We start from the raw sequence: 25,321 nt of genomic DNA on the forward strand, positions 1-25,321 counted from the left end.
CGTTCATGGAAGTCGGCACGGCATCAGGCGCACGATATGGGCGTGGCCTGTCATTGAATCTCGACAACACAGCAGGAGGCCATCATGGCCATGACAATCACCACCGCAGTGTTCGCCACCGTCACGTTGTCGGCCAATGCGTTCGCCGCGATCGCGATCGCCGCGGCCGCACCCGACGACGGCGAATGGGACGTCGAGGCGTACGACAACTGCATGAAGCAGACCGTCCGAAACGCCGATCTGTGCTGCGTCGATTCGGGTGGGGTGCCCACCTCGGACCCGAACGACACGCAGGCCGACGGGTCGCCGAACTGCTATGCCCCGCCGGCCGAGGCCCAGGGTGTCGAACAGCCAGGGGTGCCACCGGGGCTGCCACCGGGGGTTGTCGTCGGTCAACTGCCTGTCGCGCCGATGGCGCCCGCAGGCCCGCAGAACCCCGGCGTGGCACCGATCGTGCCGCCGACGGTGGTAGCTCCGGGTTAGCCGTACTTGATCTGTAGGCCGACGCCGACGATCGACACCAGCCAGATGCCGGTGACGAACAGCGTCAGACGGTCCAGGTTCTTCTCCACAACGGTCGACCCGGACAGGCTCGACTGCACACCGCCGCCGAACAGGCTCGACAGGCCGCCGCCCTTGGCGCGGTGCAGCAGGACCAGGAGCACGACCAGCACGCTGGTCACGACCAGGACGATCTGCAGGGCCAGTTCCATGGCAGCCAGCCTACAGGCGGACCCGCGCGCTACGGCAACGGCCCACCGGCCGCGATGGCCGACAGCGTGGCGAACTGCTCACCGTCCAGCGACGCCCCGCCGACCAGCGCGCCGTCCACATCCTCCTGCGCGACGATCTCGCCGACGTTCTTGGCGTTCACCGAGCCGCCGTAGAGCACCCGCACCCCCGCGGCCAGCTGCGGCGACGCCAGCTTGCCGAGTTCGTCGCGGATCGCCTTGCAGACCTCCTGCGCGTCGGCCGCGCTGGCGACCCGACCGGTGCCGATGGCCCACACCGGTTCGTAGGCGATCACGGCCTTGCCGATCTGCTCGGCCGACAGGCCGGCCAGCGAGCCGCGAAGCATCTCCACGTTGTGTTCGACGTGGTTGCCGGCCTCGCGCACCTCGAGCTGCTCGCCGATGCAGATGATGGGCACCAGCTCGTGCCGGAACGCCGCGGCGGCCTTCGCGGCCACCAGCGCGTCGTCCTCGTGGTGATACGTGCGGCGCTCGGAGTGCCCGACGACGACGAACGTGCAGCCGAGCTTGGCCAGGAACGCGCCGCTGATCTCGCCGGTGTACGCACCCGAGTCGTGTTGGGACAGGTCCTGCGCGCCGTAGGTCAGCGCCAGCTTGTCGCCGTCGACCAGGGTCTGCACGCTGCGCAGATCGGTGAACGGCGGCAGCACCGCGACGTCGACCCTGTCGAAGTACTTCTGCGGCAGCGCGAACGCGATCTTCTGCACCAACGCGATCGCCTCGAAGTGGTTGAGGTTCATCTTCCAGTTGCCGGCGATCAGCGGCTTGCGGCTCACGACTGTCGTACCCCTCACTCTTCCAATACGGCGATGCCCGGCAGTTTCTTGCCCTCAAGGTATTCCAGGGAGGCCCCGCCACCGGTGGAAATGTGGGAAAAGCCGTCCGAAGGAAGCCCGAGCTGACGCACGGCGGCCGCCGAGTCACCGCCGCCGACGACGCTGAACGCGCCCTTGCCGGTCGCGGCGATGATCGCCTCGGCCACCCCCTTGGTCCCCGCCGCGAACGCCGGGAACTCGAACACTCCCATCGGGCCGTTCCAGAACACCGTCTTGGCGTTGGACAGCAGGTTGGTGAACCGCTCCACCGTTCCCGGGCCGATGTCCAAACCCATTTTGTCGTCGGGGATCTCGTCGGCGCGCACCGTCTCAGGGGTGGCTTCGGCGGCGAACTTGTCGGCGACCACGATGTCCACCGGCAGATGGATCACGTCGGCGTAGGTGTCCAGCAGCTTGCGGCACGTCTCGATCATACCCTCTTCGAGAAGGGATTTTCCTACCGAAACCCCTTGTGAGGCAAGGAATGTAAAGCACATCCCGCCGCCGATGAGGATGCTGTCGGCTTTGGTCGCGAGGTTCTCGATGACCGCGAGCTTGTCGGACACCTTCGAACCACCGAGCACCACGGCATACGGCCGCTCGCTCGAGCTGGTCAGCTGCTGCAGCACCTTGACCTCGGCCTCCACCAACCGGCCCGCGTACCGCGGCAGCAGCGTGGCCACGTCGTACACCGATGCCTGCTTGCGGTGCACCACACCGAAGCCGTCGGACACGAACGCCCCCGGCGAACCGTCGGGCCCGCTGACGAGGTCGGCCAACTGCCTGGCCAAAGCCTGCCGCTCGGCGTCGTCCTTGCTGGTCTCGCGCGGATCGAAACGGACGTTCTCCAGCAGCAGCACGTCGCCGTCGGTCAGGCCTTCGGCCCTGGCCAATGCGTCGCTGCCGACAATGTCACCGGCCAACTGGACGTGCCTGCCGAGCTGCTCCCCCAGTGCGGCGGCCACCGGCGCCAGGGAGAGCTCGGGATCCGGGGTGCCCTTGGGCCTGCCCAGATGGGCGGTGACGATGACCTTCGCGCCGGCGTCGCACAGGGCGCGCAGTGTGGGCACCGACGCGGTGATCCGGCCGGGGTCGGTGATGTTGCGGTCGTCGTCCAGGGGGACGTTGAGGTCCGAGCGCACCAACACGCCTCTGCCCGAAACACCTTCGGCCAGAAGGTCGTCGAGTGACTTGATCGCCACTGCTAGAGCGACTTGCCGACCAGCGCGACCAGGTCCACGCACCGGTTCGCGTAGCCCCACTCGTTGTCGTACCAGGACACCACCTTGGCCTGGTTGTCGATCACCTTGGTCAGCCCGGCGTCATACAGCGAGCTGTGCGGGTCGGTGACGATGTCGCTGGACACGATCGGCGCGTCGTAGTACTTGAGGATGCCCTTGAGCGGACCGTCGGCGGCGGCCCTCATCGCGGCGTTGATGTCCTCCACGGTGGCCGACTTGCTCAGCTCCGCGGTCAGGTCGGTGACCGAACCGGTGGGGATCGGCACCCGCAGCGCGTACCCGTCGAGCTTGCCCTGCAGTTCGGGCAGCACCAGCCCGATGGCCTTGGCGGCACCGGTGGAGGTCGGCACGATGTTGACGGCAGCGGCGCGGGCGCGGCGCAGGTCCTTGTGCGGGCCGTCCTGCAGGTTCTGGTCCTGGGTGTAGGCATGGATGGTGGTCATCAGGCCCTTGACGATGCCGAACTCGTCGTTGAGGACCTTGGCCAGCGGGCCAAGGCAGTTCGTGGTGCACGACGCGTTGGAAATGATGTTCTGGCTGCCGTCGTACTTGTCGTCGTTGACGCCGAGCACGACGGTCAGGTCCTCGCCCTTGGCGGGCGCGGAGATGATGACCTTCTTGGCGCCCGCTTCCAGGTGGCCCTTGGCCTTGGCGGCGTCGGTGAAGATGCCGGTGGATTCGACCACCACATCGACGCCGAGGTCGCCCCACGGCAGCGCCGCCGGCCCTTCCTTGACCTCGAGCGCCTTGATCTTGTTGCTGCCGACGACGATGTTGTCGTCGCCTTCGAGGGTGACGTCCTCGGGGAAGCGGCCCAGGATCGTGTCGAACTTCAACAGGTGGGCCAGGGTGGCGTTGTCAGTGAGGTCGTTGACCGCAACGATCTCGATGTCGGTGCTCTTGCCCTCGGCCTTCTGCGCCGCCAGGGCCCGATAGAAGTTACGTCCGATGCGGCCGAAGCCGTTAACGCCTACCCGGATCGTCATTTTGTCGCTCCCTCAGTTGCCTAATACGCGGTGCTGCTCACCGCTCAGCGTAGTGGTGTGACTCACACCACGTGCGGGCTGGTCAATGCACCGCCAGGCTCTGGTCCGTATAGGGGTTACCCAGCCATTTGCGCCGGATCCCCTGCAGTGCGCCGTCGTCCTCGAGCTCGGCCTGCGCCACGGTGAGCCGGCTGAGCAACGCCTGGTCGTTTCGGCCGACGCCGATCGCGATGTTCTCCACCTCGATCCCACGCTGGACGACCTCCACGGCGGGGATCGGTTTCACCAGTTCGGTGAGCACCGGCCCCAGCTCCATCACCGCGTCGCATCCGCCCGTGCCCAGCGCGGCCAGCGCCGCCTCGACGCCGTCGTAGACCCGCACCGCCGCGGCCTTCCCCTCGGCGACGAGTTGCTCGGCGACCGGCCGGGCGGTGCTGTCCTGCTGCACCCCGACGGTCAGCCCGCCGAGCTCGTCGACCGACCTGGCCCGCGGAAGGCGTCTGGTGTCGACGGCCAGCGCGTGCCCGCAGATGAGGTAGGGCGCCACGAACCGCGCCTTGGTCTCGCGTTCGGGCGTGACGGCGATGCCGGCCGCGACGCAGTGGTACTCGCCGGCGTTGAGCCGCTCGAAGATGCCGTCGTCGGTGGCGCCGCGGTACTCGACGAATTCGACTGTGGCGCCCAGCTTCTTGGCCAGCTCGGTCATCAGATCGATGTCGAGGCCGCCGCCGTCGTCCATGCTGTTGAACGGTGGAAGCGGGACCGCGGTGCCGACCTTCAGGATCTCCATGCGTCCAGTGTTCGACGAGTGTGGGATCGATGCACGTGTTTCGCGCCGAACACGTGCTGGTAACCCACGTTCGCGCGATTACGAACGGCTAGGCGTCTTCCAGCAGGTCGGGCGTGACGGCCGACTCGGTGTCGGGGATGCCCTCCTGCTTGGCCTTGCGATCCGCCATCGACAGCAGGCGCCGGATCCGGCCCGCCACAGCGTCTTTGGTCATCGGCGGATCGGCCAACCGGCCCAGCTCCTCCAGCGATGCCTGGCGATGTTCGACGCGGAGCTTGCCCGCGGCGGCCAGGTGATCAGGCACGGTGTCGCCGAGGATCTCCAGCGCGCGCTCCACTCGCGCGGCCGCGGCGACCGCGGCACGCGCCGAGCGTCGCAGGTTGGCGTCGTCGAAGTTGGCCAGCCGGTTGGCGGTGGCCCGCACCTCGCGACGCATCCGGCGCTCCTCCCAGATCAGCCGGGTGTCCTGCGCGCCCATCCTGGTGAGCAACGCCCCGATCGCCTCGCCGTCCCGCACCACCACGCGGTCGCTGCCGCGCACCTCGCGGGCCTTGGCGCTGATGCCCAGCCGGCGTGCCGCGCCGACGAGCGCGAGCGCGGCCTCCGGGCCCGGGCAGCTGACCTCCAGCGCCGATGATCGGCCGGGCTCGGTGAGCGAGCCGTGGGCCAAAAAGGCTCCGCGCCAAGCGGCTTCGGCGTCGGCGACGCTGCCGCCTACCACCTGCGCGGGCAGACCGCGGACCGGGCGACCGCGCATGTCCAGCAGGCCGGTCTGGCGTGCCAGGGCCTCACCGTCCTTGGCGACCTGCACCACGTAGCGGGTGCTCTTGCGGATGCCGCTGGCCGACAGCACGTGCACCACCGCGGTGTAGCCGTACAGGTCGTAGATGTCCTTGCGCAGCCGTCGCGCGATGATGCCCAGATCGACCTCTGCCTCGACCACCACCCGGCCCGACACGATGTGCAGCCCGCCGGCGAACCGCAGCAGCGAGGCCACCTCGGCGCGGCGAGCGCTGACGGAATTGACCAACAAGCGGCTCAGCTCGTCCTTGACCTCGGCTGTCATCGCCACGGGTCGTCACCTCTCGGTCCGTTCACTGTCGGAGTGGGCACCGTCGGCGCGGGTGGCGTCGGTCCACGCAACCGCACACCTTCCAAAGCTGCGGCCAGCTTCGCCGGATCATGTAAAGGTGTACCAGGTTTGGATACGTCGGCAAACTCCACATGAGCATCGAGGATGTTCGCGGTCCGGCGTAGTTGCTCGCGCTCACGCTCGCTGGGCACCCGGCTCGCGTCGACGACGATGTCATGCACGGTGAAGCCCGGGGCGTGCTGTGACAGCACGTGGATGTGGCGTTCGACGGAGAACCCCGCCGTCTCCCCCGGTTCGGCGACCAGGTTCAACACCAGCGCCCGGCGGGCCGACGTCGCCTGCAGGGCCGCGGCCAGCTCCGGTACGAGCACGTGCGGGATGACGCTGGTGAACCACGATCCCGGTCCGAGCACCACGAGGTCGGCGGCCATGATCGCGTCCACCGCCTGCGGGGTGGCCGGCGGGTCACCGGGCAGTAGCCGGACCCGCCGCACCTGGCCGACCGTGGTGGCGATGGCGACCTGCCCGCGGATCACCCGGAACATCCGCGGGTCGGACTCCAGGCCCGCCACGTCGGCCTCGATGCCCAGCGCGATCGGGCACATGGGCAACACCCGGCCCTTGACACCGAGCATGCGGCCCAGTTCATCGAGGGCCGCGACGGGATCGGCGAGCACCTCGTTGAGACCGGCCAGCATGAGGTTGCCGATCGGATGACCCGCCAGCGCGCCGTTGCCGCCGAAGCGATGCTGGATGATGGTCGCCCACAACCGCCCATGTGGGCTGTCAGATGCCAAGGCAGCCAACGCCATTCGCAGATCGCCCGGTGGAACGATATCGAGTTCGTTGCGGAGCCGGCCCGACGAGCCGCCGTCGTCGGCGACGGTCACCACCGCGGTGACGTGCGGGGTCAGGCGGCGCGCCGCCGACAGCGTCGCATACAAGCCATGTCCTCCGCCGAGGGCGACGATGCGCGGGCTCATTCGCGACCCAGATCCCGGTGCAGCACGCGCACCGTGAGGTCGTCACCCGCCTGCAGCCGGGTCGCGAGCGCTTCGGCGATCGCGACGCTGCGGTGCTTACCGCCGGTACAGCCGATGGCAACAGTCATATAGCGCTTTCCTTCGCGGCGGTAGCCGTCGATCACGAGGTCGAGCAGTCGGTGGTAGGTGTCCAGGAACTCCCCCGCTCCCTGCTGCGCCAGTACGTAGTCACGGACGGCCTGGTGCTGGCCGCTGTGCGGGCGCAACTCGTCCACCCAGTGTGGGTTGGGCAGAAAGCGCACATCCATGACGGTATCGGCGTCCATCGGCAACCCGTACTTATACCCGAACGACTCCACGGTGACACTCGTGTGGCGGGTCGTCTCGCCGCCGAAGGCCCGTTCGATGCTCTCCCGCAGCGTGGGCACCGTCAGCGTCGACGTGTCGATGACGAGGTCGGCGGCCGCACGTACCGGCGCCAGCATGGCACGCTCGGCCGCAATGCCTTCGGCCAGAGTCTGATTGCCCTGCAGCGGGTGGCTGCGACGGTTCTGCTCGTAGCGGCGAACCAGGATGTCGTCGGACGCGTCGAGGAACAGCACTCGCGGGGAGATGTTGCGGGTCGCCAGCTCTTCGCGCACCCAGTCCAGATCGCCGGTGAAGCCCCTGGAGCGGACGTCCATCACCACCGCGAGCTGGGTGATCCGGGAGCCGGCGGCCAGGCCGAGCTCGACCATGCGGGCGATGAGCTCCGGCGGGAGGTTGTCGGCGACGTACCAGCCGAGGTCTTCGAGCACCTTGGCCGCGGTGCCCCGTCCCGCGCCGGACAGCCCGGTCACCAGGACGACGTCGATGTCGGATTCACCGGCTCGGGCGGCGGGCCCGGCGTCGTCGCGCAGTTCCTCGTGCATTCCTTGTTCCGTCATCCCGATACCACGCGTTGATCATCGCCGATTGTCGCCTCGGGTGTGCCGGATTCGGTTCCCACCCCCAGCGCCTCGAGCACCGCGCGCGCGGTGGCGACGCCGATGCCGGGTACCGCGGTGATCTCCTCGATGCTGGCTTCCCTGATGCGTGCCACCGACCCGAAGTGGGTCACCAGCGCCTTGCGGCGGTGCTCCCCGAGCCCACGGATCGAGTCGAGCGCCGACGCCGTCATCCGCTTGGACCGCTTGCTGCGGTGGTAGGTGATCGCGAACCGGTGCGCCTCGTCGCGCACCCGCTGCAGCAGGTACAGCCCCTCGCTGTTGCGGGGAAGAATGAGCGGATCGGGCTCTGAGGGCACCCACACCTCTTCGAGCCGCTTGGCCAGACCGATCACCGCGACGTCGGTGATGCCGAGTTCGTCGAGGACGGCCTGCGCGGCGTTGACCTGGGGAGCGCCGCCGTCGACGACGAACAGGTTCGGCGGGTAGGCGAACTTGCGTGACCGCGTCGGCTTCTCTGAATCCTGTTCGACCGGAACGCTTTTCATGCTCTGAATGTCGTGTAGATGCCGGTGGAACCGGCGCCGCGTCACCTCCGCGATCGAGGCCACGTCGTCGGAGCGGCCATCGCCGGCGGCTTCGCGGATGGCGTAGTGGCGATAGTCCGACTTGCGCGGCAACCCGTCCTCGAAGACCACCAGCGAGGCGACCACGTCGGTGCCCTGGATGTGGCTGATGTCGACGCACTCGATCCGCAGCGGTGCGTCGGCAAGCCCGAGGGTGTCCTGAATGCTCTGCAGCGCAGCGGTTCTCGCGGTGAAATCACCTGCGCGTTTGAGCTTGTGCTGAGCCAGCGCGTCTTGCGCGTTGCGCCGGACGGTTTCGGCCAGCGCCCGTTTGTCTCCGCGCTGCGGCACCCTGAGCACCACCCGTGAACCGCGCAGCTGGGTCAGCCAGGTCGCCAGCTCGTCGGCGTTCTCGGGCAGGCACGGTAGCAGCACCTGCCTCGGCACCGGGTTCAACGACTCGTCTGCTGCGCCGTCCAACTCGGCCTGGTCACCGTAGAACTGGGTGAGGAACTGCTCCACAAGGCGGTCTTCGCTGAACTCCGCTGCCTCGTCGGATTTTTCAACGATCCAGCCACGCTGACCGCGGACGCGCCCACCGCGCACGTGGAACACTTGAACCGCCGCTTCCAGTTCGTCGTCGGCGAAGGCCACCACGTCGGCGTCGGTGCCGTCACCGAAGACCACGGCCTGCTTCTCCAGCGCACGCTTGAGCGCCGAGATGTTGTCACGCAGCCGGGCGGCACGTTCGAAATCCAGTTCCTCGGCGGCACGGGCCATCTGCTGCTCCATGTCGCGGACCAGCCGGTCGGTCTTGCCCGCGAGAAAATCGCAGAAGTCCAGCACGATCTGGCGGTGTTCCTCCGCGCTCACCCGGTTGATGCACGGCGCCGAGCATTTGTCGATGTAGCCCAGCAGGCACGGCCGGTCAATCTGCCTGTGCCGCTTGAACACACCGGCCGAACAGGTACGCGCGGGAAAGACGCGGGTGAGCAGGTCGAGGGTTTCGCGGATCGCCCAGGCGTGTGAGTAGGGCCCGAAGTAGCGCACGCCCTTGCGCCGCGCCCCCCGGTACACCATCAGCCGCGGATATTCCTCGTTGAGCGTGACTGCCAGCACCGGATAGGACTTGTCGTCGCGGTAGCGCACGTTGAACCGCGGATCGAATTCCTTGATCCAGTTGTACTCCAGCTGCAGCGCCTCGACTTCGGTGTTGACCACCGTCCACTCGACGCTGGCCGCCGTCATCACCATCTGCCGGGTGCGCGGCGCCAGGCTGGAGACGTCGGCGAAGTATGAGGTCAGTCGGCTGCGCAGGCTCTTGGCCTTGCCGACGTAGATCACCCGGCCGTGCGGATCCAGGAACCGGTAGACGCCCGGTTCGACCGGGATGGACCCGGACGCGGGCCGGTAGGTCGCTGGATCGGGCATGATTCCCAGGTTACTGCCCATGTCGACGACCCCTCCGTCCGCCGACGCGCGTCTGGCCGCCCGCACCGCGGAGTCAACGGGTAACCGGCCCGAATGAACTACCGTCGAGTGGTGCGGATTTCATCGCCGGCGAAGGTGCTGGCCCCGCTGACGGCGGGGCTGCTGGTACTGGCCGGATGTGCCGCCGAAAGCACCGAGACCAGCGTGGCGCCGGCGTGCGCCGTCATCGCCGACGGCGGTCCGCTGGTCGACGGCTACCGCACCGACATGACGGCGGTGCGCACGAGCGGCTACTCGGTCGTCACCGCCAACCCGCTGGCCACCCAGTCCGCCTGCGAGGTGCTGCGCGACGGCGGTACGGCCGCCGATGCGCTCGTCACCGCGCAGGCCGTGCTCGGGCTGGTCGAGCCGCAGTCCTCCGGCGTCGGCGGCGGCGGGTTCCTGCTCTACTACGACGCCGCCACCGGTGCGGTGCAGGCCTACGACGGCCGCGAAGTCGCCCCGGCGGCGGCCACCGAGAACTACCTGCGCTGGGTGTCCGACACCGACCGCACCGAACCCCGACCGGACACCAGGGCGTCGGGCCGCTCCATCGGCGTGCCGGGCATCGTGCGGCTCCTGCACGAGGTCCACCGCGAGCACGGCAGCACCGGCTGGCGCGAACTGTTCGAGCCCGCCGTCAGGATGGCCGATGACGGCTTCGACATCAGCCCGCGGCTGGCGGGCGCGCTCGCCGCCGCGGCACCGCACCTGGCGGCCGACCCGCAGGCCGCCGAATACTTCCTCAACGCCGACGGCACCGCCAAGGCGGCAGGCACGCGGTTGGTCAACCCGGCGTACGCAAAGACCTTGGGCACCATCGCAACTGACCCGCAGGCGTTCTACACCGGAGCCATCGCCCATGACATCGTCGCCGCCGCGGCCGACACGTCCGGCGCGCGCACCCCCAGCGCGATGACCGTGGAGGACCTGGCCGCCTACACCGTCAAGAGGCGCGCGCCGCTGTGCACCCCGTACCGGAGTTGGGAGGTCTGCGGGATGCCGCCACCGTCGTCGGGGGGTATCGCGGTCGCCGCCACGCTGGGCGTGCTCGAGCACTTCGCGATGGCCGAGCACAAACCGACCGACGTCGACCTCAACGGCGGCCGGCCCACGGTGATGGGCGTACACCTGATCTCCGAGGCCGAGCGGATGGCCTACGCCGACCGCGACCGCTACGTCGCCGACACCGATTTCGTTGCACTGCCGGGTAATTCGCCTGACACGCTGCTCGGTAGCGACTATCTGGCCGGGCGGGCGGCGCTGATCTCGTCGCAACACACGATGGGCACCGCGAAACCGGGCGACTTCGGCGCGCCGGCCGCGCCCGCCCCTCCGGTCCCCGAGCACGGCACCAGCCAGGTCAGCATCGTGGACGCCGACGGCAACGCCGCGTCGTTGACCACGACGGTGGAGTCCTCGTTCGGGTCGTTCCACATGGTCGACGGATTCATGCTCAACAACCAGCTGACCGACTTCTCCGCGGAGCCGATCGGACTCGACGGAGTACCGATCGCCAACCGGGTGCAACCGGGCAAGCGCCCGCGCAGCACGATGGCGCCCACGCTGGTGTTCGATCAGGCCGCGTCCGGATCACCGGACACCCGTGGTCCGCTGTACGCGGTGCTGGGCTCGCCGGGCGGTTCGACGATCATCCAGTACGTCGTGAAAACACTTGTGGGCATGCTGGACTGGGGACTGGGTCCCCAGCAGGCGGTGTCCATGGTCGATTTCGGCGCGGCGAACACGCCAGAGACCAACGTCGGCGGCGAGCACCCGGTCATCCACACCTCCGATGACGGTGACCACGATCCGCTGGTGCGGGGCCTGCGCGCGCTGGGCCACCAGGTCAATCTGGCTCCGCAGTCCAGTGGGCTGTCGGTGGTGGTGCGCGACGGCCCGGATCTGGTCGGTGGTGCCGACCCGCGCCGGGAAGGTGTGGCGATGGGCGACGTGGAGTGACGGTCAGCGCGAGTTGACCTTGTAGCGCAGGACCAGGGCCCTTACCTGATCCATGGCCTCCACCGCACGGTCTTTGTCGATGGCCTGGATCGCCATCACCGGGATGTATTCGTCGTCGGGCAGGTCCACCCGCGCCCACCGCGCCCCGTATGGAAACGACACGTCGACGACGTCCGACCACGGAATCAACCGGTAGCCGAACAGGTTTCGCACCGCGACGCCTGCCGAGCCGACTCGAAGCCGGGGCCGGGCCAGCAACAGCACCGCCCCGGCGATCACCACGCCGAGCAACGCGATCGCCACCTGGTCGGCGGTCCGGAAGATCACCCCGGTCGACGCGATCTTCAGGAGCGCCCCGACCGTGATGTGCGCGGCCAGGATCACGGCCGCCGCCCCGTACACGAAATACGGCGCCAGATGCGGTCGTACCTGCAGGTCCCAGTCAGCCATGCCGCAGGCCGCGAAGGGTCAGCGCGGTGGACAGCGCAGCCGCGGCCGCCTGGGCGCCCTTGTCCTCGGCCGACGTCGGCAACCCGGCCCGGTCAAGCGCCTGCGCCTCGGTGTTCGTGGTCAACACGCCGTTGGCGACCGGGGTGGAGGAATCCAGCGACACCCGGGTCAGCCCCTGGGTCACCGCGTCGCACACGTAGTCAAAATGCGGCGTCTCACCGCGGATCACCACGCCAAGGGCGATCACGGCGTCGTGGTTGGCCGCCAAAGCCTGCGCCACCACCGGGATTTCGATCGCGCCGAGCACCCGCACCACGGTCGGGTTGTCGATCCCGGCGTCGGCGGCCACCTTTCGCGCACCGTCGAGCAGGGCGTCACAGATCGTCTCGTGCCACGTGCTGGCCACGATGGCCAGCCTCAAGCCTGATGCGTCGAGCTGTGGCAGGTCGGGAACACCGGCCGCTGGGCTCATAGGGCTCCGCCGAGATCCATATCGCTCGGCCTGCGGTCACCGAGCAGATACACGCCCTCGTCGTAGGAGTCCATGGTGGTCGCTTCGTGGTAGTCGTCGAGGCCGACGAGGTCGTGGCCCATCCGGTCGCGCTTGGTCATCAGGTAGCGGATGTTCTCTTTGTTCGCCCGCACCGGAAGCGGCACGCGTTCGATGATGTGCAGCCCGTAGCCGTCCAACCCGACGCGTTTGGCGGGGTTGTTGGTGAGCAGCCGCATCGAACGCACGCCGAGGTCGACAAGGATCTGCGCGCCGATGCCGTAGTCGCGGGCGTCGGCGGGCAGGCCGAGCTTGAGGTTGGCGTCGACGGTGTCGTCACCGGCGTCCTGCAGTTGGTAGGCCTGCAGCTTGTGCATCAGCCCGATGCCGCGGCCCTCGTGGCCGCGCATGTACAGCACCACGCCGCGGCCCTCGCGGGCCACCATCGCCAGCGCCGCGTCGAGCTGCGGGCCGCAGTCGCAGCGCTGCGAACCGAACACGTCGCCGGTCAGGCATTCGGAGTGCACGCGCACCAGCACGTCGTGGCCATCGCCGTGCGGGCCTGCGATGTCACCGCGGACCAGCGCGACGTGCTCGATGTCCTCGTAGATGCTGGCGTAACCCACGACGCGGAACTCGCCGTGCCGGGTCGGGATGCGCGCCTCCGCGACGCGTTCGACGTGCTTTTCGTGCTTGCGCCGGTACTCGATGAGATCGGCGATGGAGATCAGCGCCAGATCGTGGTCGTCGGCGAACACCCGCAGCTCATCGGTCTGCGCCATCGCGCCTTCGTCTTTCTGGCTGACGATCTCGCAGATCGCGCCGGCGGGCTGCAGGCCGGCCATCCGGGCCAGGTCGACGGCGGCCTCGGTGTGGCCGGGCCGACGCAGCACCCCACCGTCCTTGGCGCGCAACGGGACCACATGACCGGGTTTGGTGAAATCGTTGACGGTGCTGGACGGGTCAGCGAGCAGACGCATCGTCGTCGCCCGGTCGGATGCCGAAATACCGGTTCCGACACCGAGTTTCGCGTCGACTGTGACGGTGTAGGCGGTGCCGTGCTTGTCCTGGTTCACCGCGTACATCGGAAGCAGGCCGAGTCGGTCACAGATCGCGCCGTCCAGCGGCACGCACAGATAACCGGAGGTGTAGCGCACCATGAACGCGACCAGTTCCGGTGTCGCCTTCTCCGCGGCGAAGATCAGATCGCCCTCGTTCTCGCGATCCTCGTCATCGATGACGACGACGGCCTTGCCCGCGGCGATGTCGGCAACCGCCCGCTCAACAGAGTCCAGCCTCGTCATCTCATCAGTATGAACTACCGGCGCGCAGATCTTATTGCCAGGCCCTCGAGCTGGGCCGATGCCCCGTCGGGAGGCCGATCGCGGGGTTACTCGCCAATCAGGCCATCCCTCGCATCGAGCAAGCGCTCGACGTATTTGGCGATGATGTCGACCTCGAGGTTGACGGGGGCGCCGACGTCGACGGCGCCGAGGGTGGTGGCCTCCAGCGTCGTCGGGATCAGCGACACCTCGAACCAGTCGTGGCCGAGCCCGGACACCGTCAGCGACACACCGTCGACGGTGATCGAGCCTTTCTCGACGACGTAGCGCGCCAACGCGGTGGGCAGCGCGATGCGCACCACCTCCCAGTCGTCGGCCCGGGTGCGCGCGACCACATGACCGGTGCCGTCGACGTGACCCTGCACGATGTGGCCACCGAGTCGGCTGTTGACCGCCGCGGCGCGTTCCAGGTTGACCCGGCTGCCCACCCCGATGGCGCGCAGGCTCGTTCTGTTCAGCGTCTCCCCGATGACGTCGACGCTGAACGCACCGTCGGGCAGCACGTCGACCACGGTCAGGCAGACGCCGTTGACCGCAATGGAATCGCCCTGGCCTGCGTCGGAACTGACGAGAGGACCCCGAATGACCAGCCGCGCGAAGTCACGAAGGTCTTCTTTGGCGATGACCTCACCCAGTTCTTCGACGATTCCGGTGAACACGCCGACAGAGTAACCAGCCGCCGAAACCCTCTACGATGCATCTCATGCAGACCCGCCCCGTAGCGATCGTTGCCGCCCTGATTGCCGTTCTCGCTCTCATCGCAGGCTGTTCGAAATCCGCCGAGTCCGGAAAAGACCTCCCCGACGCCGCGACGCTGCTCACACAGTCCACCGAAACCACCAAGAACGAGACCAGCGTCCACATGCGGCTGACCGTGCAGGGCGAGATCCCTGGGCTGGCGCTGGAGTCGATCGAAGGTGATTTGACGAGCGTCCCCGCGGTCGCCGCCGCCGGCTCGGCTGACCTGCTGTTCATGGGTCAGCGGCTGCAGGGTATCGAGTTCGTGGTGGTCGACGGCATTCTGTACGCCGCGATGAGCGCGGGCGCGTTCCAGGACTTCGGTCCGGCCGCCGACGTCTACGACGTCTCGGCCATCCTCAACCCCGAGATCGGGCTCGCCAACGTGCTGGCCAACTTCTCCGACGCCAAGGCCGAAGACCGCGAGACCGTCAACGGTGTCGAGACGGTTCGCGTCGCGGGAACTGTCAGCGCCGAAGCGGTCAACAAGATCGCTCCGCAGATAGGCGCCACCGAAGCGGTGCCCGCCACGGCCTGGATCGCCGAAGCGGGCGACCACGCATTGATGCAGATCACGCTGCAGACCGCACCGGAAGGCAGCATCACCATGACGTTCTCCGACTGGGGTAAGCCGGTGACGGTCACCAAGCCCGCCATCTGATGTCGACCCTGATCGACACCGCACCGAAGACCGGCAGCCGCAGGGTAGCGATCAGCGCGGGCAGCCTCGCGGTGCTGCTCGGCGCGCTCGACACCTACGTCGTCGTCGCGATCATCCGCGACATCATCATCGACCTGCGGATACCGGTCAACCAGCTGCAGCAGGTGACCCCGATCATCACCTGCTACCTGCTCGGATACATCGCCGCGATGCCGTTGCTCGGCCGCGCCTCCGACCGGTTCGGCCGCAAGCTGATCCTGCAGACCAGCCTGGCCGGATTCGCGGTGGGCTCGGTGGTCACCGCGCTGTCCAACGACCTGCTTCCGATGGTGATCGGCCGCTCCATCCAGGGCGTCGCCAGCGGCGCGCTGCTGCCGGTCACGCTGGCGTTGGCGGCGGACCTGTGGGCCAGCCGCAACCGGGCGGCGGTGTTGGGTGGGATCGGCGCCGCACAGGAGCTGGGCAGTGTGCTGGGCCCGCTGTACGGCATCGCCGTCGTGGCGGCCCTGAACACGTGGCGCGACGTGTTCTGGATCAACGTGCCGCTGGCGGCGGTCGCGATGGTCCTGATCCACTTCAGCCTGCCGTCCAGGGTCAAACCCGAAAACCCCGAGCGGGTCGACGTCGTCGGTGGCGTGCTACTTGCCGTCGCGCTCGGCCTGACGGTGATCGGGCTGTACAACCCGGCCCCGGACGGCCGCAAGATCCTCCCCGACTACGGGGTGCCGGTGCTGATCGCCGCGGCCGTGGCCCTGGTGGCGTTCTTCGTCTGGGAGCGGTTCGCCCGCACCCGGCTGATCGAGCCCGCAGGCGTGCATTTCCGCCCGTTCCTGGCGGCGCTGGGCGCATCGCTGTGCGCGGGTGCGGCCCTGATGGTGACGCTGGTCAACATCGAGCTGTTCGGCCAGGGCGTGCTGGGCAAAGGCCAGACCGAAGCGGTCCTGCTGCTGCTGCGATTCCTGATCGCGCTGCCCATCGGCGCCGTCATCGGCGGTTGGATCGCCACCCGGATCGGCGACCGCATCGTCACCTTCGTCGGCCTGATGATCGCCGCAGGCGGCTACTGGCTGATCTCGCACTGGCACATCGACGTGCTGTCCCGCCACCACGACCTCGGCTTCATCACGCTGCCGGTACTCGACACCGACCTCGCCGTCGCCGGCCTCGGGCTGGGCCTGGTGATCGGTCCGCTGACCTCCGCCGCGCTGCGGGTGGTCCCCGCGGCCCAGCACGGCATCGCGTCGTCCGCCGTGGTAGTGGCGCGCATGATCGGCATGCTCGTCGGCCTGGCCGCGCTGACCGCCTGGGGCCTGTACAAGTTCAACCAGTACCTGCAGGAACGGCTGGCCGCGCAGCCCATGCCCGCCGACGATTCGCCAGGCGGCCAGCTGCTGGCGCAGGCCACTCGGCTGCGGCAGGCCACGCTCGAGGCCTACGCGATGCAGTACGGCGACATCTTCCTGGCCACGGCCGTGGTCTGTGTCGTCGGCGCCCTGCTCGGGTTGCTGATCAGCGGCCGGAAAGAACACGCCGACGAAATCGATCCGTCAGCCGACGGCGAAACGGACGCGGCGACCGCCCTGATCGACACGCCGGGCGGGCGCCACCGCGGCTAGGCGGGCTCAGCAGCGCTCGATGCCGGGGCGAATCAGCACCGGTTCGTCGCGGCGGGCCGACTCGTCGTCGGGTGCCGACGTGGCGTCCGACCGATCCCGCAGCACACCGCAGACCAACGCTTTGAGGCTCCGCGGGCCCATGGGCCGATACTTGAGCCAATCCTGCAACGCAGTCATGCTCGTGTCCTCCAGTTGTGCTCACACGGCGTGAGTGGTCATTTCGGTACGAGTGTACCGACGCCGGCACCACTGATTGGCTGCCCGAAACCGCGGGTATGCGTGTGTCGTTGACCACACGTCACAGGAGAAATTCATGGCAAGTTCACTGAACGGCAAGAAAATTGCGTTTCTGGTCGCACCCGAGGGCACCGAGCAGGTCGAGCTGACCGAACCGTGGAAAGCGGTCGAGCAGGCCGGCGGGACCCCGGAACTGGTCTCCACCGAGGCCGGCAAGATCCAGGCGTTCAACCATCTGACGCCGGCGGACACGTTCGACGCGGAGAAGTCCGCCGCCGACGCGGACGTGTCGGAGTACGCCGGCCTGGTGTTGCCCGGCGGCGTCGCCAACCCCGACCTGTTGCGCACCGACGCCGCTGCGGTTGCGTTCGCGAAGAGCTTCTTCGACGCGGGTAAGCCGGTCGCGGCGATCTGTCACGCCCCGTGGACGCTGATCGAGGCCGACGTGGTGCGCGGACGGACCATGACGTCCTGGCCCAGCGTGAAGACCGACCTCGTCAACGCCGGCGCCAACTGGGTCGATGACGAGGTCGTCGAATGCTCGCGTGGCCCAAACACTTTGGTGACCAGCCGCAAGCCCGATGACCTGCCCGCGTTCTGCCGCACGCTGATCGAGACCTTCGCCAAGAGCGGCTAGTAACGCCAAAGCAAGCCCACGAGGCGGGGCCCGTCGGTAACGTCGCGGGCATGCTGATGGCCGCGCTCCGCGACATGCAGTGGAGAAGGCGGCGTTTCGTCATCGCCGTGGTGTCGACGGCGATCATCTTCGCGATGACGCTGGTGCTCACCGGACTGGCCAACGGATTTCGCTGGGAAGCCGAGCGCACCGTCAACTCACTCGGGGTGGATCAGTACCTGGTCAGGTCGGCTCTGGCGTTCGGAGGGCCGTGAGCGACTCTCGGTTCAGGACCTGGTCGTCGAGTACGCCAACGCCGGATACGCGGTGCGCCCCATCGACGGTCTGAACCTCGACGTGGCGGCGTCGGCATCGTCTTCCAGGCGTTCAACCTGGTGCCGAGCCTGACCGCGCGGGAGAACGTCATGGTGCCGCTGCGCGCGTCGGGCATGTCGCGGCGCGCGGCGACCAAACGCGCGGATCAACTGCTGGCGCGGGTCGGCCTGCACAACAGGCTGCACCATCGTCCCGGTGATCTCAGCGGCGGTCAGCAGCAGCGGGTCGCGGTCGCCCGCGCGATTGCGCTGGATCCGCCGCTGATTCTGGCCGACGAACCCACGGCCCACCTGGATTTCATCCAGGTCGAGGAAGTTTTGAAGTTGATCAGAGGGCTGGCGTCGGGCGAGCGGATCGTGGTGGTGGCCACCCACGACACTCGGATCCTGCCGCTGGCCGATCGGGTCATCGAGCTCGTTCCCGATTTCGCGGGTACCGCCACTGATCCGGAGACGGTGGAGCTTTCGGCTGGGACCGTGTTGTTCGAGCAGGGCACGATGGGCGATCTGATCTACGTCGTCACCAAGGGCGAACTCGAGCTCGTCCGTGAATTACCCGGCGGTGGCGAGGAAATGCTCAAGCTTGTCGGCGCGGGCGACCATTTCGGCGAGTTCGGCCCGCTGTTTCACCTGCCGCGCTCGGCGACGGCGCGCGCTCGCACCGACGCGGTGGTGGTCGGCTATACGGTGCGGGCTCGGTTCGGGCACCCGCGAAATCATCGAGCACCGCCCGCTGCCGAGCGCCGAACCCGCGCCGGAGCCGGCAGGGGACTAAGCAGGTACCAGGCTGAGCAACACGTCGGGACCGATCGGTTCGATGCCGTCGAAGCGCCATCGTTGCGCGTGGGCGATGGACAGCACGCCGACGTCGTCCACCGCGGTGACCGGGCCGCCCAACAGGATCGGCGCCACATAGGCCAGGATGCGGTCGATCACGCCGGCCCGAAGAAATGCGCCTGCCAACGTCGGCCCGCCCTCCACCAGCACGTCGGTGCGGTCGGACAACGCCTTGAGCACCTCGTTCGGGTCTCGGGTGCGGATCACCATCGTACGCGAGTCATCATTCAAAACCGTTGCGTCCGAAGGTATCTCACGCTCACCGACGACAACGCGCAATGGCTGCTGCTCGGCGAGCGTACCGTCGGGCAGCCGGGCGGTGAGCGCGGGGTCGTCGACGAACACGGTACCGGTGCCGACCACGATCGCGTCGGCGACCGCGCGTCTGCGGTGCACGTCGGCGCGGGCCGCCTCACTGGTGATCCACTGGCTGCTGCCGTCGGCCGCCGCACTACGGCCGTCGATGCTGGTGGCGAATTTCCATGTCACGTGCGGTAACCCGGTGCGCTGTTTGTGCAGCCACTCCCGCAGCGGACCGCCTGCCACCTCGGATGCGAGCACGCCCGCGACCACGTCGATGCCCGCCTCGGCCAACCGCGCCGCGCCCCCGGCAGCCACCGGGTTCGGATCGGTCACCGCGTAGGCCACCGTCGAAACCCGTCCCGCCACAAGCGCGTCCACGCAGGGTGGGGTCCTGCCGTAGTGGTTGCACGGCTCCAGCGTCACCACAGCGGTTCCGCCGGCCGCACGCCCACCCGCCCTGCGCAGCGCGATCACCTCGGCGTGCGGTCCGCCCGGCGGTTCGGTGGCGCCCACCCCGGCGACCTCGCCGTCACGGTCCAGAATGACCGCGCCCACAGGCGGGTTCGGATAGGTTCTGCCTTTGACGTCGTTGGCCTTCTCGATGGCCAGCCGCATGGCGGCCTCGAGGTTCATCGAAGGTGCTTTGACGCGGCAGCGGCCTGCCTGCGCAACGACTCCACCGCGGCGGCGGGGTCCGCGGCGCTGTACACCGCCGAACCCGCGACGAAACAGTCCACCCCGGCCTCCGCGGCCTGCTCGATGGTGTCGGCGTTGACTCCGCCGTCGATCTCGACGATGACGGTCAGCTCACCCGCGTCGACCAGACGCCGCACGATGCCCACCTTCGGCAGCACCTCGGGGATGAACTTCTGCCCGCCGAAGCCGGGTTCCACCGACATGATCAGCACCGTGTCGAACTCGGGCAGAATCTCCAGATAGGGCTCGATCGGTGTGCCGGGTTTGACTCCCAGCCCGGCCTTGGCGCCGGCGGCGCGGATGTCGCGGGCGACGGCGACGGGGTTGTTGGTCGCCTCGGCGTGGAAGCTGACGTTGTAGGCGCCGGCCTCGGCGTACGGGGGCGCCCAGCGTTCCGGGTTCTCGATCATCAGATGACAGTCCATCGGGATGTCGGTGGTGGGCAGAAGCGCCTCGACCACGGGCAGCCCGATGGTCAGGTTCGGCACGAAGTGGTTGTCCATCACGTCGACGTGCAGCCAGTCCGCGCCCTTCACGGCGGCGGCCTCATCGGCCAGCCTGGCGAAGTCGGCTGCCAGAATCGACGGCGCGATCAGGGGCTTCGACATGCCGTCACCCTATCTGTTGCTATCTGTTGGCTCGGTGCGCAAGCGCTCACCGCACTTTGAGTGCGGCCGCGAACATCGCATCGGTGCCGTGCCGGTGCGGCCACAACTGCACGTACGGCCCGTCACCCAGCTGATCGACGGGGTCGAAAAGCGGCCGGGTGTCCAGCGCGGTCACCGGGTGACGGCGCAGCGCATCGGCGACCACGCCGACGGTCTCGGCCAGATGCGGTGAGCACGTCGCGTAGAGCACCACCCCGCCGGGCCGGGTCAGCTCGATCGCGGCGGCCAGCAGTTCACGCTGCAGCTTCGCCAGTTGCGGTACGTCGGCGGGCGTGCGCCGCCACCGCGCCTCCGGTCTGCGCCGCAGCGCGCCCAGACCGGTGCACGGCGCGTCAACCAGCAACCGGTCGAATCCGGGCTCCAGGCCGGTCTGGCGGCCGTCGACCCGCAACACCTCGACGGGCAGCCCGCGGGTGTTGTGCTCGACCAGCTCGGCGCGCCTGGGGTTGGGTTCCACCGCCGTCACCCGCGCCCCGGCGCCGCTGCTGGCCGCTAACGCGGCCAGCAGCGCGGTCTTGCCACCCGGCCCCGCGCACAGATCCAGCCACCGGCCGGTGTCGGGCCCGTCGAGCTCGGCCAGCATCAGCGCGCGGGCCACCAGCTGGCTGCCTTCGTCCTGCACCAGCGCGGCGCCCGCGCGCACCGCGTCCAGCCGGGCGGGATCACCGCCCGGCAGGTACACCGCGTAGGGCGAATAGCGGCCGACGGTGCCGCCGACCTGTGCGGCCAGCTCGTCGGCGGTCAGCACCCCTGGCCGAGCCGCCAGGTGGACAGCGGGCCGGGCGTCGTTGGCGGCCAGCAGGGCCCCCAGCTCGGTAGCCTGGCCGCCGAGCGCATCGGCGAACGCCTGCGCGATCCACCTCGGGTGGGAGTGCACGAACGCCTCGTGGCCGATCGGGTCGGCGTTCTTGTCCGGTGCCAGCTCATGCACCCAGGCGCTCTCGTCTTTCCCGGCGATGGCGCGCAGCACAGCGTTGACGAAACCCGCACGGGCCGAGTCGAATTCGATGGCAGCCTGCTCGACTGTGGTGGAGACCGCGGCGTGTTGTTCGACCCGGGTGCGCAGCAGCTGGTAAGCGCCCAGCCGCAGCAGATCCAGCAGCACGGGGTCGATCCGGTCGGGCGGGCGTCCCGCCGCGTGGCCGATGACCGCGTCCAGCAGCCCGCGGGTGCGGCAGGTGCCGTAGGTCAGTTCGGTCGCGAACGCCGCGTCCCGGCCGGTGATTCCGCGCTCCCGCAGCAGCGCGGGCAGCGCCAGGTTGGCGTAGGCGTCCTTTTCCGAGACCGCGCGCAGCACGTCAAAAGCCGCGCGACGGGCGGGGTCGAGCGGCTTGCGGCGCGGAGGCCTGCGACGGCGGGGTCTGGTCATTCGGCCCGCGCAGCGTCGTCGAGTCGGGCGCCGCGGGACCAGTCGGCGGCGTTCATCGGTTTCTTGCCCGGGGGTTGGACCGTACCGAGACGCACCGGCTGCGTGCCGGTGCCGACGCGCACGCCGTCGCGGTCGACCCGAATCTCGCCCGGGGCCAATGGATCTGCGTTGTCGTCGACGGTGACCGGGCCGAGCTTGACCCGCAGGTCGCCGATCATCGTCCAGGCGCCGGGACTTGGGGTGACGGCGCGGATGCGTCGTTCGACCACGTGGGCGGGCAGGTCCCACCGCACGCGGGCCTGCTCGACGGTGATCTTGGGGGCGACGCTGACGCCCTCCGAGGGTTGGGCAACCGGCTGCAGCGACCCGTCGGCGATGCCGTCCAGTGTGGTCTCCAACAGCGCGGCGCCCGAAACCGCCAGCCGGTCAAGGAGATCGCCCGCCGTGTCGGTCGGGCGGATGGTTTCGGTGACCACGCCGTAGATGGGACCGGAGTCCAGGGCAGGCTCGATGCGAAACGTGGTCGCACCCGTCACGGTGTCGCCCGCGGCGATCGCGGCCTGCACCGGTGCGGCGCCGCGCCAGGCCGGAAGCAGCGAGAAGTGCAGGTTGACCCAGCCGTGGCGGGGCACGGCCAGCAGCCGTTCGCTCAGCAGCGCGCCGTAGGCCACCACCGCACAGCAGTCCGGGTTCAGGTCGCTCAGCTCGGCGATGAACTCCTCGGAGTTGGGCCGTTGCGGTCGCAGCACCGGGATGTCGTGTTCGAGCGCGAGCCGAGCCACCGGCGACGGTGCGGGTTTGCCCCGCCGGCCCGACGCGGCGTCGGGCCGGGTCAACACCGCGATGACGTCGTGGCGCGGCGATTCGATCAGCCGGCGCAGCGACGGCAGGGCGGGTTCCGGGGTGCCGGCGAAGACGATGCGCACCGAGCCAGTCTAGAGAGCGCGCTTCGGCTCACGTCGAGATCTGCACCATGGTCGCTGTTCGCGGCGCGCGGCAGCCCTGGGGTAGATCTCGCGAACAATGGGGTGCGCCTCCGCTAGCGCGGGGTCTGGTAGTACTCCCGTTCACCGATCCCGGCCAGCGGGGCCACGAACATCCACGGGATCGTGGTGATGAGCCGATTCAGCGTCGCCACCGCGTCGTTGTAGTACTGACGGGCGAACGCCAGCTTGTTCTCGGTGTCGGCGAGGTTGTTCTGCAGGTTCAGGAAGTTCTCCGACGAGTTGAGCTGCGGATAGTTCTGGCCGAGCGCCAGCAGCGGAAGCAACGCGCTGTCGAGTTCTCGTTCCGCGGCGCTGCGCTCGGCCACCGACTTGCCCGTGGTCGCCGACGCCAGCGCCGCGCGGGCATTGGTGACGTGGTCGAGGATGGCTTTCTCGTGCGCGGCGAACGTCTGCACGGTGTGCACCAGGCTGGGGATCAGCGAGGCGCGCCGCATCAACTCCACGTCGATGCCCGACAACGCCTCGGCGACCCGGACGTCGGCGGAGCGAATCCTGTTGTAGCCCACCACGAAACTGACCAGCGCCGCCACCGCGAGCATCAGCACGATGACCAGCAGGATCCTCACCATGATCCGCCTCCTCCTCCGCCACCGCCGCCGCCGCCGCCTCCGCCACCACCGGACGACGACGAGGAGGACGACTGCGAGGCGGTGTAGGCACCGATCGACGACGACAGCGCCGACTCGAAACTGTCGAAGTCCGCGCCACCACCAGAACTGCTGCTGAAACCCCAACCGGTCGACGATGACGAGTGATACCAATCCGGTTGCGGGGCAGGCTGACCCATCACTGCCTCGTACTTCTTGGCCCACAATGCCGCGGCGCCCGCGGCCACCGCGAACGGGATGTAGGCCGTGTACAGGTCGCGGCGGGCGGCGAAGTCGAACCGGCTCTCGGCGGAGTCGGTGGCCAGCAACCGGTGGAATCCGCCTGCCCGCGACCACAGTTCGCGTCCGGCGGCGGTGCGGCGGGTGCCGACGCCGGGTAGCCAGGACGGCGTCGTGAACAGAAAGAACGCGGCGAACGGCAATGCCCACAGCGTGTTGGGGATTCCGAACCAGCGGAAGAGGCACACCATCATCGCCACGAAGGCCGTGACGTTGGCGACCCGCAGCCACCACTCGGAGCGCTTCTTGCCGAGCAGTTTCTCGTCCAAAGCCCAGTTGCGCACGGCGGCGGCCATGTCGCTCTTGGCGCCGCTGAGCCGCTCCCCCGACTTGACGGTCTTTTTCGCGTCGAACTCTCTGCCCGGTCCCATCACCTTCAGCCTCGACCCGACCGCGACGGCGACGGGGTCGACGTCTGCCCACGCACCCTCGTCGGCGATCCCGCGGATCTTCCAGTGCTTGGCGCTGACCTGTCGCAGTTCGACCAGCCCGCGCTCGGCGAGATGAAACAGCGTCGCGGTCAGCCCCGCGGTGGGCACGTCCTCGGTGCGGATGTATTCGAGCTGGACGGGTCCGAGTCCGTCCGGCGGGCTGTATTGAAGCGGAAAACCGGGCGGGGTCTCCAGGATTCGGCCGTACCACAGCAGCGCGATCAGCACCGCGGCGACGATGAACCCGCCCACCCACAGCAGTCCCGCCACCGAGTCGCCCAGCACGCCGTCCCACCGCTGCGGCCACGGCACTTCGGTGCGCGGCGGCGTCGGAACGTCCACCTCCGCGCGCACCGTGACCGGGGTGCGCGGCGGCAGGTTGACCGCCGACAGCTGCACCGTGTGCGCCGAAACGGCCAGGCCGCGGCAGGGTTGGCCGACGCCATGACCCACCGAGCACTGCACGCCGGGGATGTCGCCGGGCAACCGGATCGAGATGTCGGCGCGCTCGATGTAGTTGTTCCACGAGGGCGCGATCGCGTTCCAGAAGAACACGGATTCCGCGGCACCGGGGTTGCCGACCGATGCCGCAAACCGCTTGTCGGCGCCGATGTTTGCCGGATCAAGCACCCCGTCGATGGTGTAGCGGATCTCGAAGACGTGGGCGCCCGGCCGCAGATAGGCGTCGGGGTCGCCGATCTTCGCGACCCGGAACCGCGTGCCGTTCTCCCACAGCATCTGGTACTTCGCCAGTTCCCCGTCGAGCAGGATCGACGTGATCTGTGGCCGCTGGCGCACCCCGGTGACGTTGGGGTTGGCGACATCCCAGTACCGGAACAGACCGTGGCGCCCGCTCGGGAAATCGGCGGTGATGGTCTCCACGGCGTCGAGCCGGCCGTCGGCGGAGACGGCGAAGTTCACCCGGTACTCGCTGATGACGACCGGGTCGGAGATATCGGTGGCTTCTTGGGTCACCGAGTCGAAGACCAGGGGGGACAACAGGCCAAACGTGATGAGCACCAACGGGATGAGCAACAGGAGTAGCCGCCGCAT

25 protein-coding genes and 2 pseudogenes are annotated in these 25,321 nt (G+C 68.7%); 7 read left to right on the forward strand and 20 right to left on the reverse strand.

All coding sequences use genetic code 11. From position 1 onward, the window contains the following. Positions 1 to 84 precede the first annotated feature (84 nt). Positions 85 to 483: a hypothetical protein gene (locus G6N28_RS25415; RefSeq protein ID WP_163905215.1), complete on the forward strand. Its 399-nt coding sequence runs from the start codon at positions 85 to 87 to the stop codon at positions 481 to 483. On the opposite strand, the gene secG is transcribed toward G6N28_RS25415, so the two are convergent. From secG to uvrC, 9 genes are all read right to left on the reverse strand, one after another. After that, positions 480 to 713, reverse strand: coding sequence for a preprotein translocase subunit SecG (secG, locus tag G6N28_RS25420; protein WP_163905217.1), 234 nt, complete (start codon positions 711 to 713; stop codon positions 480 to 482). The two genes, G6N28_RS25415 and secG, sit on opposite strands and share 4 nt — an antisense overlap. Before the next feature lie 29 nt (positions 714 to 742). Next, complete coding sequence (gene tpiA, locus G6N28_RS25425) at positions 743 to 1,528, reverse strand: triose-phosphate isomerase (RefSeq protein ID WP_163905219.1); 786 nt, start codon at positions 1,526 to 1,528, stop codon at positions 743 to 745. Positions 1,529 to 1,542: 14 nt separating this feature from the next. Continuing rightward, a complete protein-coding gene (locus tag G6N28_RS25430; protein WP_163905221.1) occupies positions 1,543 to 2,769 on the reverse strand; it encodes a phosphoglycerate kinase in 1,227 nt (408 codons plus the stop codon). Positions 2,770 to 2,771: 2 nt separating this feature from the next. Beyond that, positions 2,772 to 3,794: a type I glyceraldehyde-3-phosphate dehydrogenase gene (gene gap, locus G6N28_RS25435; RefSeq protein ID WP_163905223.1), complete on the reverse strand. Its 1,023-nt coding sequence runs from the start codon at positions 3,792 to 3,794 to the stop codon at positions 2,772 to 2,774. 82 nt (positions 3,795 to 3,876) lie between these two features. Then, positions 3,877 to 4,584 carry an ABC transporter substrate-binding protein gene (locus G6N28_RS25440; RefSeq protein ID WP_163905226.1) on the reverse strand — a complete coding sequence of 236 codons (708 nt, stop codon included), beginning with the start codon at positions 4,582 to 4,584 and terminating at the stop codon, positions 3,877 to 3,879. 88 nt (positions 4,585 to 4,672) lie between these two features. Further along, on the reverse strand, positions 4,673 to 5,650 hold the full coding sequence (gene whiA / locus G6N28_RS25445; protein ID WP_163906617.1) for a DNA-binding protein WhiA: 978 nt from the start codon (positions 5,648 to 5,650) through the stop codon (positions 4,673 to 4,675). Next, the gene (yvcK, locus tag G6N28_RS25450) at positions 5,647 to 6,660 is read right to left on the reverse strand and encodes a uridine diphosphate-N-acetylglucosamine-binding protein YvcK (protein ID WP_163905228.1); all 1,014 of its coding nucleotides are present in this window, start codon (positions 6,658 to 6,660) and stop codon (positions 5,647 to 5,649) included. The genes whiA and yvcK overlap by 4 nt, the downstream gene beginning before the upstream one ends. Beyond that, complete coding sequence (rapZ, locus tag G6N28_RS25455) at positions 6,657 to 7,571, reverse strand: RNase adapter RapZ (protein WP_179962238.1); 915 nt, start codon at positions 7,569 to 7,571, stop codon at positions 6,657 to 6,659. Before rapZ ends, yvcK begins: the two co-directional genes overlap by 4 nt. A gap of 11 nt (positions 7,572 to 7,582) precedes the next feature. Further along, positions 7,583 to 9,583, reverse strand: coding sequence for an excinuclease ABC subunit UvrC (gene uvrC, locus G6N28_RS25460; protein ID WP_163905232.1), 2,001 nt, complete (start codon positions 9,581 to 9,583; stop codon positions 7,583 to 7,585). Positions 9,584 to 9,676: 93 nt separating this feature from the next. Between uvrC and G6N28_RS25465 the strand changes: the two genes are divergently transcribed. Beyond that, entirely contained in the window at positions 9,677 to 11,584 is a 1,908-nt protein-coding gene (locus G6N28_RS25465; RefSeq protein ID WP_163905234.1) for a gamma-glutamyltransferase family protein, read from the forward strand. A 3-nt stretch (positions 11,585 to 11,587) separates the two neighbouring features. Here the strand turns inward: G6N28_RS25465 and G6N28_RS25470 are convergent, their stop codons facing one another. The 4 genes from G6N28_RS25470 to G6N28_RS25485 form a co-directional block, all read right to left on the reverse strand. Then, a complete protein-coding gene (locus G6N28_RS25470; RefSeq protein ID WP_163905237.1) occupies positions 11,588 to 12,034 on the reverse strand; it encodes a PH domain-containing protein in 447 nt (148 codons plus the stop codon). After that, a complete protein-coding gene (gene ribH, locus G6N28_RS25475; RefSeq protein ID WP_163905239.1) occupies positions 12,027 to 12,506 on the reverse strand; it encodes a 6,7-dimethyl-8-ribityllumazine synthase in 480 nt (159 codons plus the stop codon). The genes G6N28_RS25470 and ribH overlap by 8 nt, the downstream gene beginning before the upstream one ends. Continuing rightward, the gene (locus G6N28_RS25480) at positions 12,503 to 13,828 is read right to left on the reverse strand and encodes a bifunctional 3,4-dihydroxy-2-butanone-4-phosphate synthase/GTP cyclohydrolase II (protein ID WP_163905241.1); all 1,326 of its coding nucleotides are present in this window, start codon (positions 13,826 to 13,828) and stop codon (positions 12,503 to 12,505) included. The genes ribH and G6N28_RS25480 overlap by 4 nt, the downstream gene beginning before the upstream one ends. A gap of 86 nt (positions 13,829 to 13,914) precedes the next feature. Then, a complete protein-coding gene (locus tag G6N28_RS25485) occupies positions 13,915 to 14,526 on the reverse strand; it encodes a riboflavin synthase (RefSeq protein WP_163905243.1) in 612 nt (203 codons plus the stop codon). Between the two features lie 44 nt (positions 14,527 to 14,570). On the opposite strand from G6N28_RS25485, the gene G6N28_RS25490 reads away from it, so the two are divergent. Together G6N28_RS25490 and G6N28_RS25495 are read left to right on the forward strand one after the other, a co-directional pair. Next, complete coding sequence (locus G6N28_RS25490; RefSeq protein WP_163905245.1) at positions 14,571 to 15,266, forward strand: LppX_LprAFG lipoprotein; 696 nt, start codon at positions 14,571 to 14,573, stop codon at positions 15,264 to 15,266. Next, complete coding sequence (locus G6N28_RS25495) at positions 15,266 to 16,882, forward strand: MFS transporter (RefSeq protein WP_163905247.1); 1,617 nt, start codon at positions 15,266 to 15,268, stop codon at positions 16,880 to 16,882. The genes G6N28_RS25490 and G6N28_RS25495 overlap by 1 nt, the downstream gene beginning before the upstream one ends. A gap of 6 nt (positions 16,883 to 16,888) precedes the next feature. Here G6N28_RS25495 and G6N28_RS26795 read toward each other — a convergent pair whose 3' ends face one another. Then, positions 16,889 to 17,059 (reverse strand): hypothetical protein, encoded by a 171-nt coding sequence (locus G6N28_RS26795; RefSeq protein ID WP_170307920.1) that lies wholly within the window; start codon positions 17,057 to 17,059, stop codon positions 16,889 to 16,891. Positions 17,060 to 17,195: 136 nt separating this feature from the next. Between G6N28_RS26795 and G6N28_RS25500 the strand changes: the two genes are divergently transcribed. From G6N28_RS25500 to G6N28_RS25510, 3 genes and pseudogenes are all read left to right on the forward strand, one after another. Continuing rightward, a complete protein-coding gene (locus G6N28_RS25500; protein WP_179962148.1) occupies positions 17,196 to 17,756 on the forward strand; it encodes a type 1 glutamine amidotransferase domain-containing protein in 561 nt (186 codons plus the stop codon). A gap of 50 nt (positions 17,757 to 17,806) precedes the next feature. Further along, positions 17,807 to 17,995, forward strand: a pseudogene (locus tag G6N28_RS25505) (ABC transporter permease); the annotation flags it as partial. Further along, a pseudogene (locus G6N28_RS25510) lies at positions 17,967 to 18,845 on the forward strand (ABC transporter ATP-binding protein). The pseudogenes G6N28_RS25505 and G6N28_RS25510, both read left to right, overlap by 29 nt. On the opposite strand, the gene ribD reads toward G6N28_RS25510, so the two are convergent. From ribD to G6N28_RS25540, 6 genes are all read right to left on the reverse strand, one after another. Next, complete coding sequence (ribD, locus tag G6N28_RS25515) at positions 18,842 to 19,843, reverse strand: bifunctional diaminohydroxyphosphoribosylaminopyrimidine deaminase/5-amino-6-(5-phosphoribosylamino)uracil reductase RibD (protein ID WP_163905249.1); 1,002 nt, start codon at positions 19,841 to 19,843, stop codon at positions 18,842 to 18,844. The pseudogene G6N28_RS25510 and the gene ribD sit on opposite strands and share 4 nt — an antisense overlap. Beyond that, positions 19,840 to 20,514: a ribulose-phosphate 3-epimerase gene (gene rpe / locus G6N28_RS25520; protein ID WP_163905251.1), complete on the reverse strand. Its 675-nt coding sequence runs from the start codon at positions 20,512 to 20,514 to the stop codon at positions 19,840 to 19,842. The genes ribD and rpe overlap by 4 nt, the downstream gene beginning before the upstream one ends. Before the next feature lie 46 nt (positions 20,515 to 20,560). Next, positions 20,561 to 21,943, reverse strand: coding sequence for an RsmB/NOP family class I SAM-dependent RNA methyltransferase (locus G6N28_RS25525; RefSeq protein ID WP_163905253.1), 1,383 nt, complete (start codon positions 21,941 to 21,943; stop codon positions 20,561 to 20,563). Further along, complete coding sequence (gene fmt, locus G6N28_RS25530; protein ID WP_163905255.1) at positions 21,940 to 22,869, reverse strand: methionyl-tRNA formyltransferase; 930 nt, start codon at positions 22,867 to 22,869, stop codon at positions 21,940 to 21,942. Before fmt ends, G6N28_RS25525 begins: the two co-directional genes overlap by 4 nt. Before the next feature lie 113 nt (positions 22,870 to 22,982). Then, complete coding sequence (locus G6N28_RS25535) at positions 22,983 to 23,519, reverse strand: LemA family protein (RefSeq protein WP_163905257.1); 537 nt, start codon at positions 23,517 to 23,519, stop codon at positions 22,983 to 22,985. After that, positions 23,513 to 25,321 carry a DUF2207 domain-containing protein gene (locus tag G6N28_RS25540; protein ID WP_163905259.1) on the reverse strand — a complete coding sequence of 603 codons (1,809 nt, stop codon included), beginning with the start codon at positions 25,319 to 25,321 and terminating at the stop codon, positions 23,513 to 23,515. Before G6N28_RS25540 ends, G6N28_RS25535 begins: the two co-directional genes overlap by 7 nt.

It is taken from the genome of Mycolicibacterium pulveris (assembly GCF_010725725.1).
GTDB lineage: Bacteria > Actinomycetota > Actinomycetes > Mycobacteriales > Mycobacteriaceae > Mycobacterium > Mycobacterium pulveris.

What these genes read in the sequence shown, in the direction of transcription:
- uvrC (WP_163905232.1), bottom strand. Translation starts at nt 9,583, where the DNA reads ATGCCCGATCCAGCGACCTACCGGCCCGCGTCCGGGTCCATCCCGGTC.
- rapZ (WP_179962238.1), bottom strand. Translation starts at nt 7,571, where the DNA reads ATGCACGAGGAACTGCGCGACGACGCCGGGCCCGCCGCCCGAGCCGGT.
- whiA (WP_163906617.1), bottom strand. Translation starts at nt 5,650, where the DNA reads ATGACAGCCGAGGTCAAGGACGAGCTGAGCCGCTTGTTGGTCAATTCC.
- secG (WP_163905217.1), bottom strand. Translation starts at nt 713, where the DNA reads ATGGAACTGGCCCTGCAGATCGTCCTGGTCGTGACCAGCGTGCTGGTC.
- G6N28_RS25540 (WP_163905259.1), bottom strand. Translation starts at nt 25,321, where the DNA reads ATGCGGCGGCTACTCCTGTTGCTCATCCCGTTGGTGCTCATCACGTTT.
- G6N28_RS25500 (WP_179962148.1), top strand. Translation starts at nt 17,196, where the DNA reads ATGGCAAGTTCACTGAACGGCAAGAAAATTGCGTTTCTGGTCGCACCC.
- G6N28_RS25495 (WP_163905247.1), top strand. Translation starts at nt 15,266, where the DNA reads ATGTCGACCCTGATCGACACCGCACCGAAGACCGGCAGCCGCAGGGTA.
- G6N28_RS25465 (WP_163905234.1), top strand. Translation starts at nt 9,677, where the DNA reads ATGAACTACCGTCGAGTGGTGCGGATTTCATCGCCGGCGAAGGTGCTG.
- gap (WP_163905223.1), bottom strand. Translation starts at nt 3,794, where the DNA reads ATGACGATCCGGGTAGGCGTTAACGGCTTCGGCCGCATCGGACGTAAC.
- rpe (WP_163905251.1), bottom strand. Translation starts at nt 20,514, where the DNA reads ATGTCGAAGCCCCTGATCGCGCCGTCGATTCTGGCAGCCGACTTCGCC.
- G6N28_RS25440 (WP_163905226.1), bottom strand. Translation starts at nt 4,584, where the DNA reads ATGGAGATCCTGAAGGTCGGCACCGCGGTCCCGCTTCCACCGTTCAAC.
- G6N28_RS25535 (WP_163905257.1), bottom strand. Translation starts at nt 23,519, where the DNA reads ATGGTGAGGATCCTGCTGGTCATCGTGCTGATGCTCGCGGTGGCGGCG.
- G6N28_RS25415 (WP_163905215.1), top strand. Translation starts at nt 85, where the DNA reads ATGGCCATGACAATCACCACCGCAGTGTTCGCCACCGTCACGTTGTCG.
- ribH (WP_163905239.1), bottom strand. Translation starts at nt 12,506, where the DNA reads ATGAGCCCAGCGGCCGGTGTTCCCGACCTGCCACAGCTCGACGCATCA.
- G6N28_RS25490 (WP_163905245.1), top strand. Translation starts at nt 14,571, where the DNA reads ATGCAGACCCGCCCCGTAGCGATCGTTGCCGCCCTGATTGCCGTTCTC.
- G6N28_RS26795 (WP_170307920.1), bottom strand. Translation starts at nt 17,059, where the DNA reads ATGACTGCGTTGCAGGATTGGCTCAAGTATCGGCCCATGGGCCCGCGG.
- G6N28_RS25470 (WP_163905237.1), bottom strand. Translation starts at nt 12,034, where the DNA reads ATGGCTGACTGGGACCTGCAGGTACGACCGCATCTGGCGCCGTATTTC.
- G6N28_RS25525 (WP_163905253.1), bottom strand. Translation starts at nt 21,943, where the DNA reads ATGACCAGACCCCGCCGTCGCAGGCCTCCGCGCCGCAAGCCGCTCGAC.
- ribD (WP_163905249.1), bottom strand. Translation starts at nt 19,843, where the DNA reads ATGAACCTCGAGGCCGCCATGCGGCTGGCCATCGAGAAGGCCAACGAC.
- yvcK (WP_163905228.1), bottom strand. Translation starts at nt 6,660, where the DNA reads ATGAGCCCGCGCATCGTCGCCCTCGGCGGAGGACATGGCTTGTATGCG.
- G6N28_RS25480 (WP_163905241.1), bottom strand. Translation starts at nt 13,828, where the DNA reads ATGACGAGGCTGGACTCTGTTGAGCGGGCGGTTGCCGACATCGCCGCG.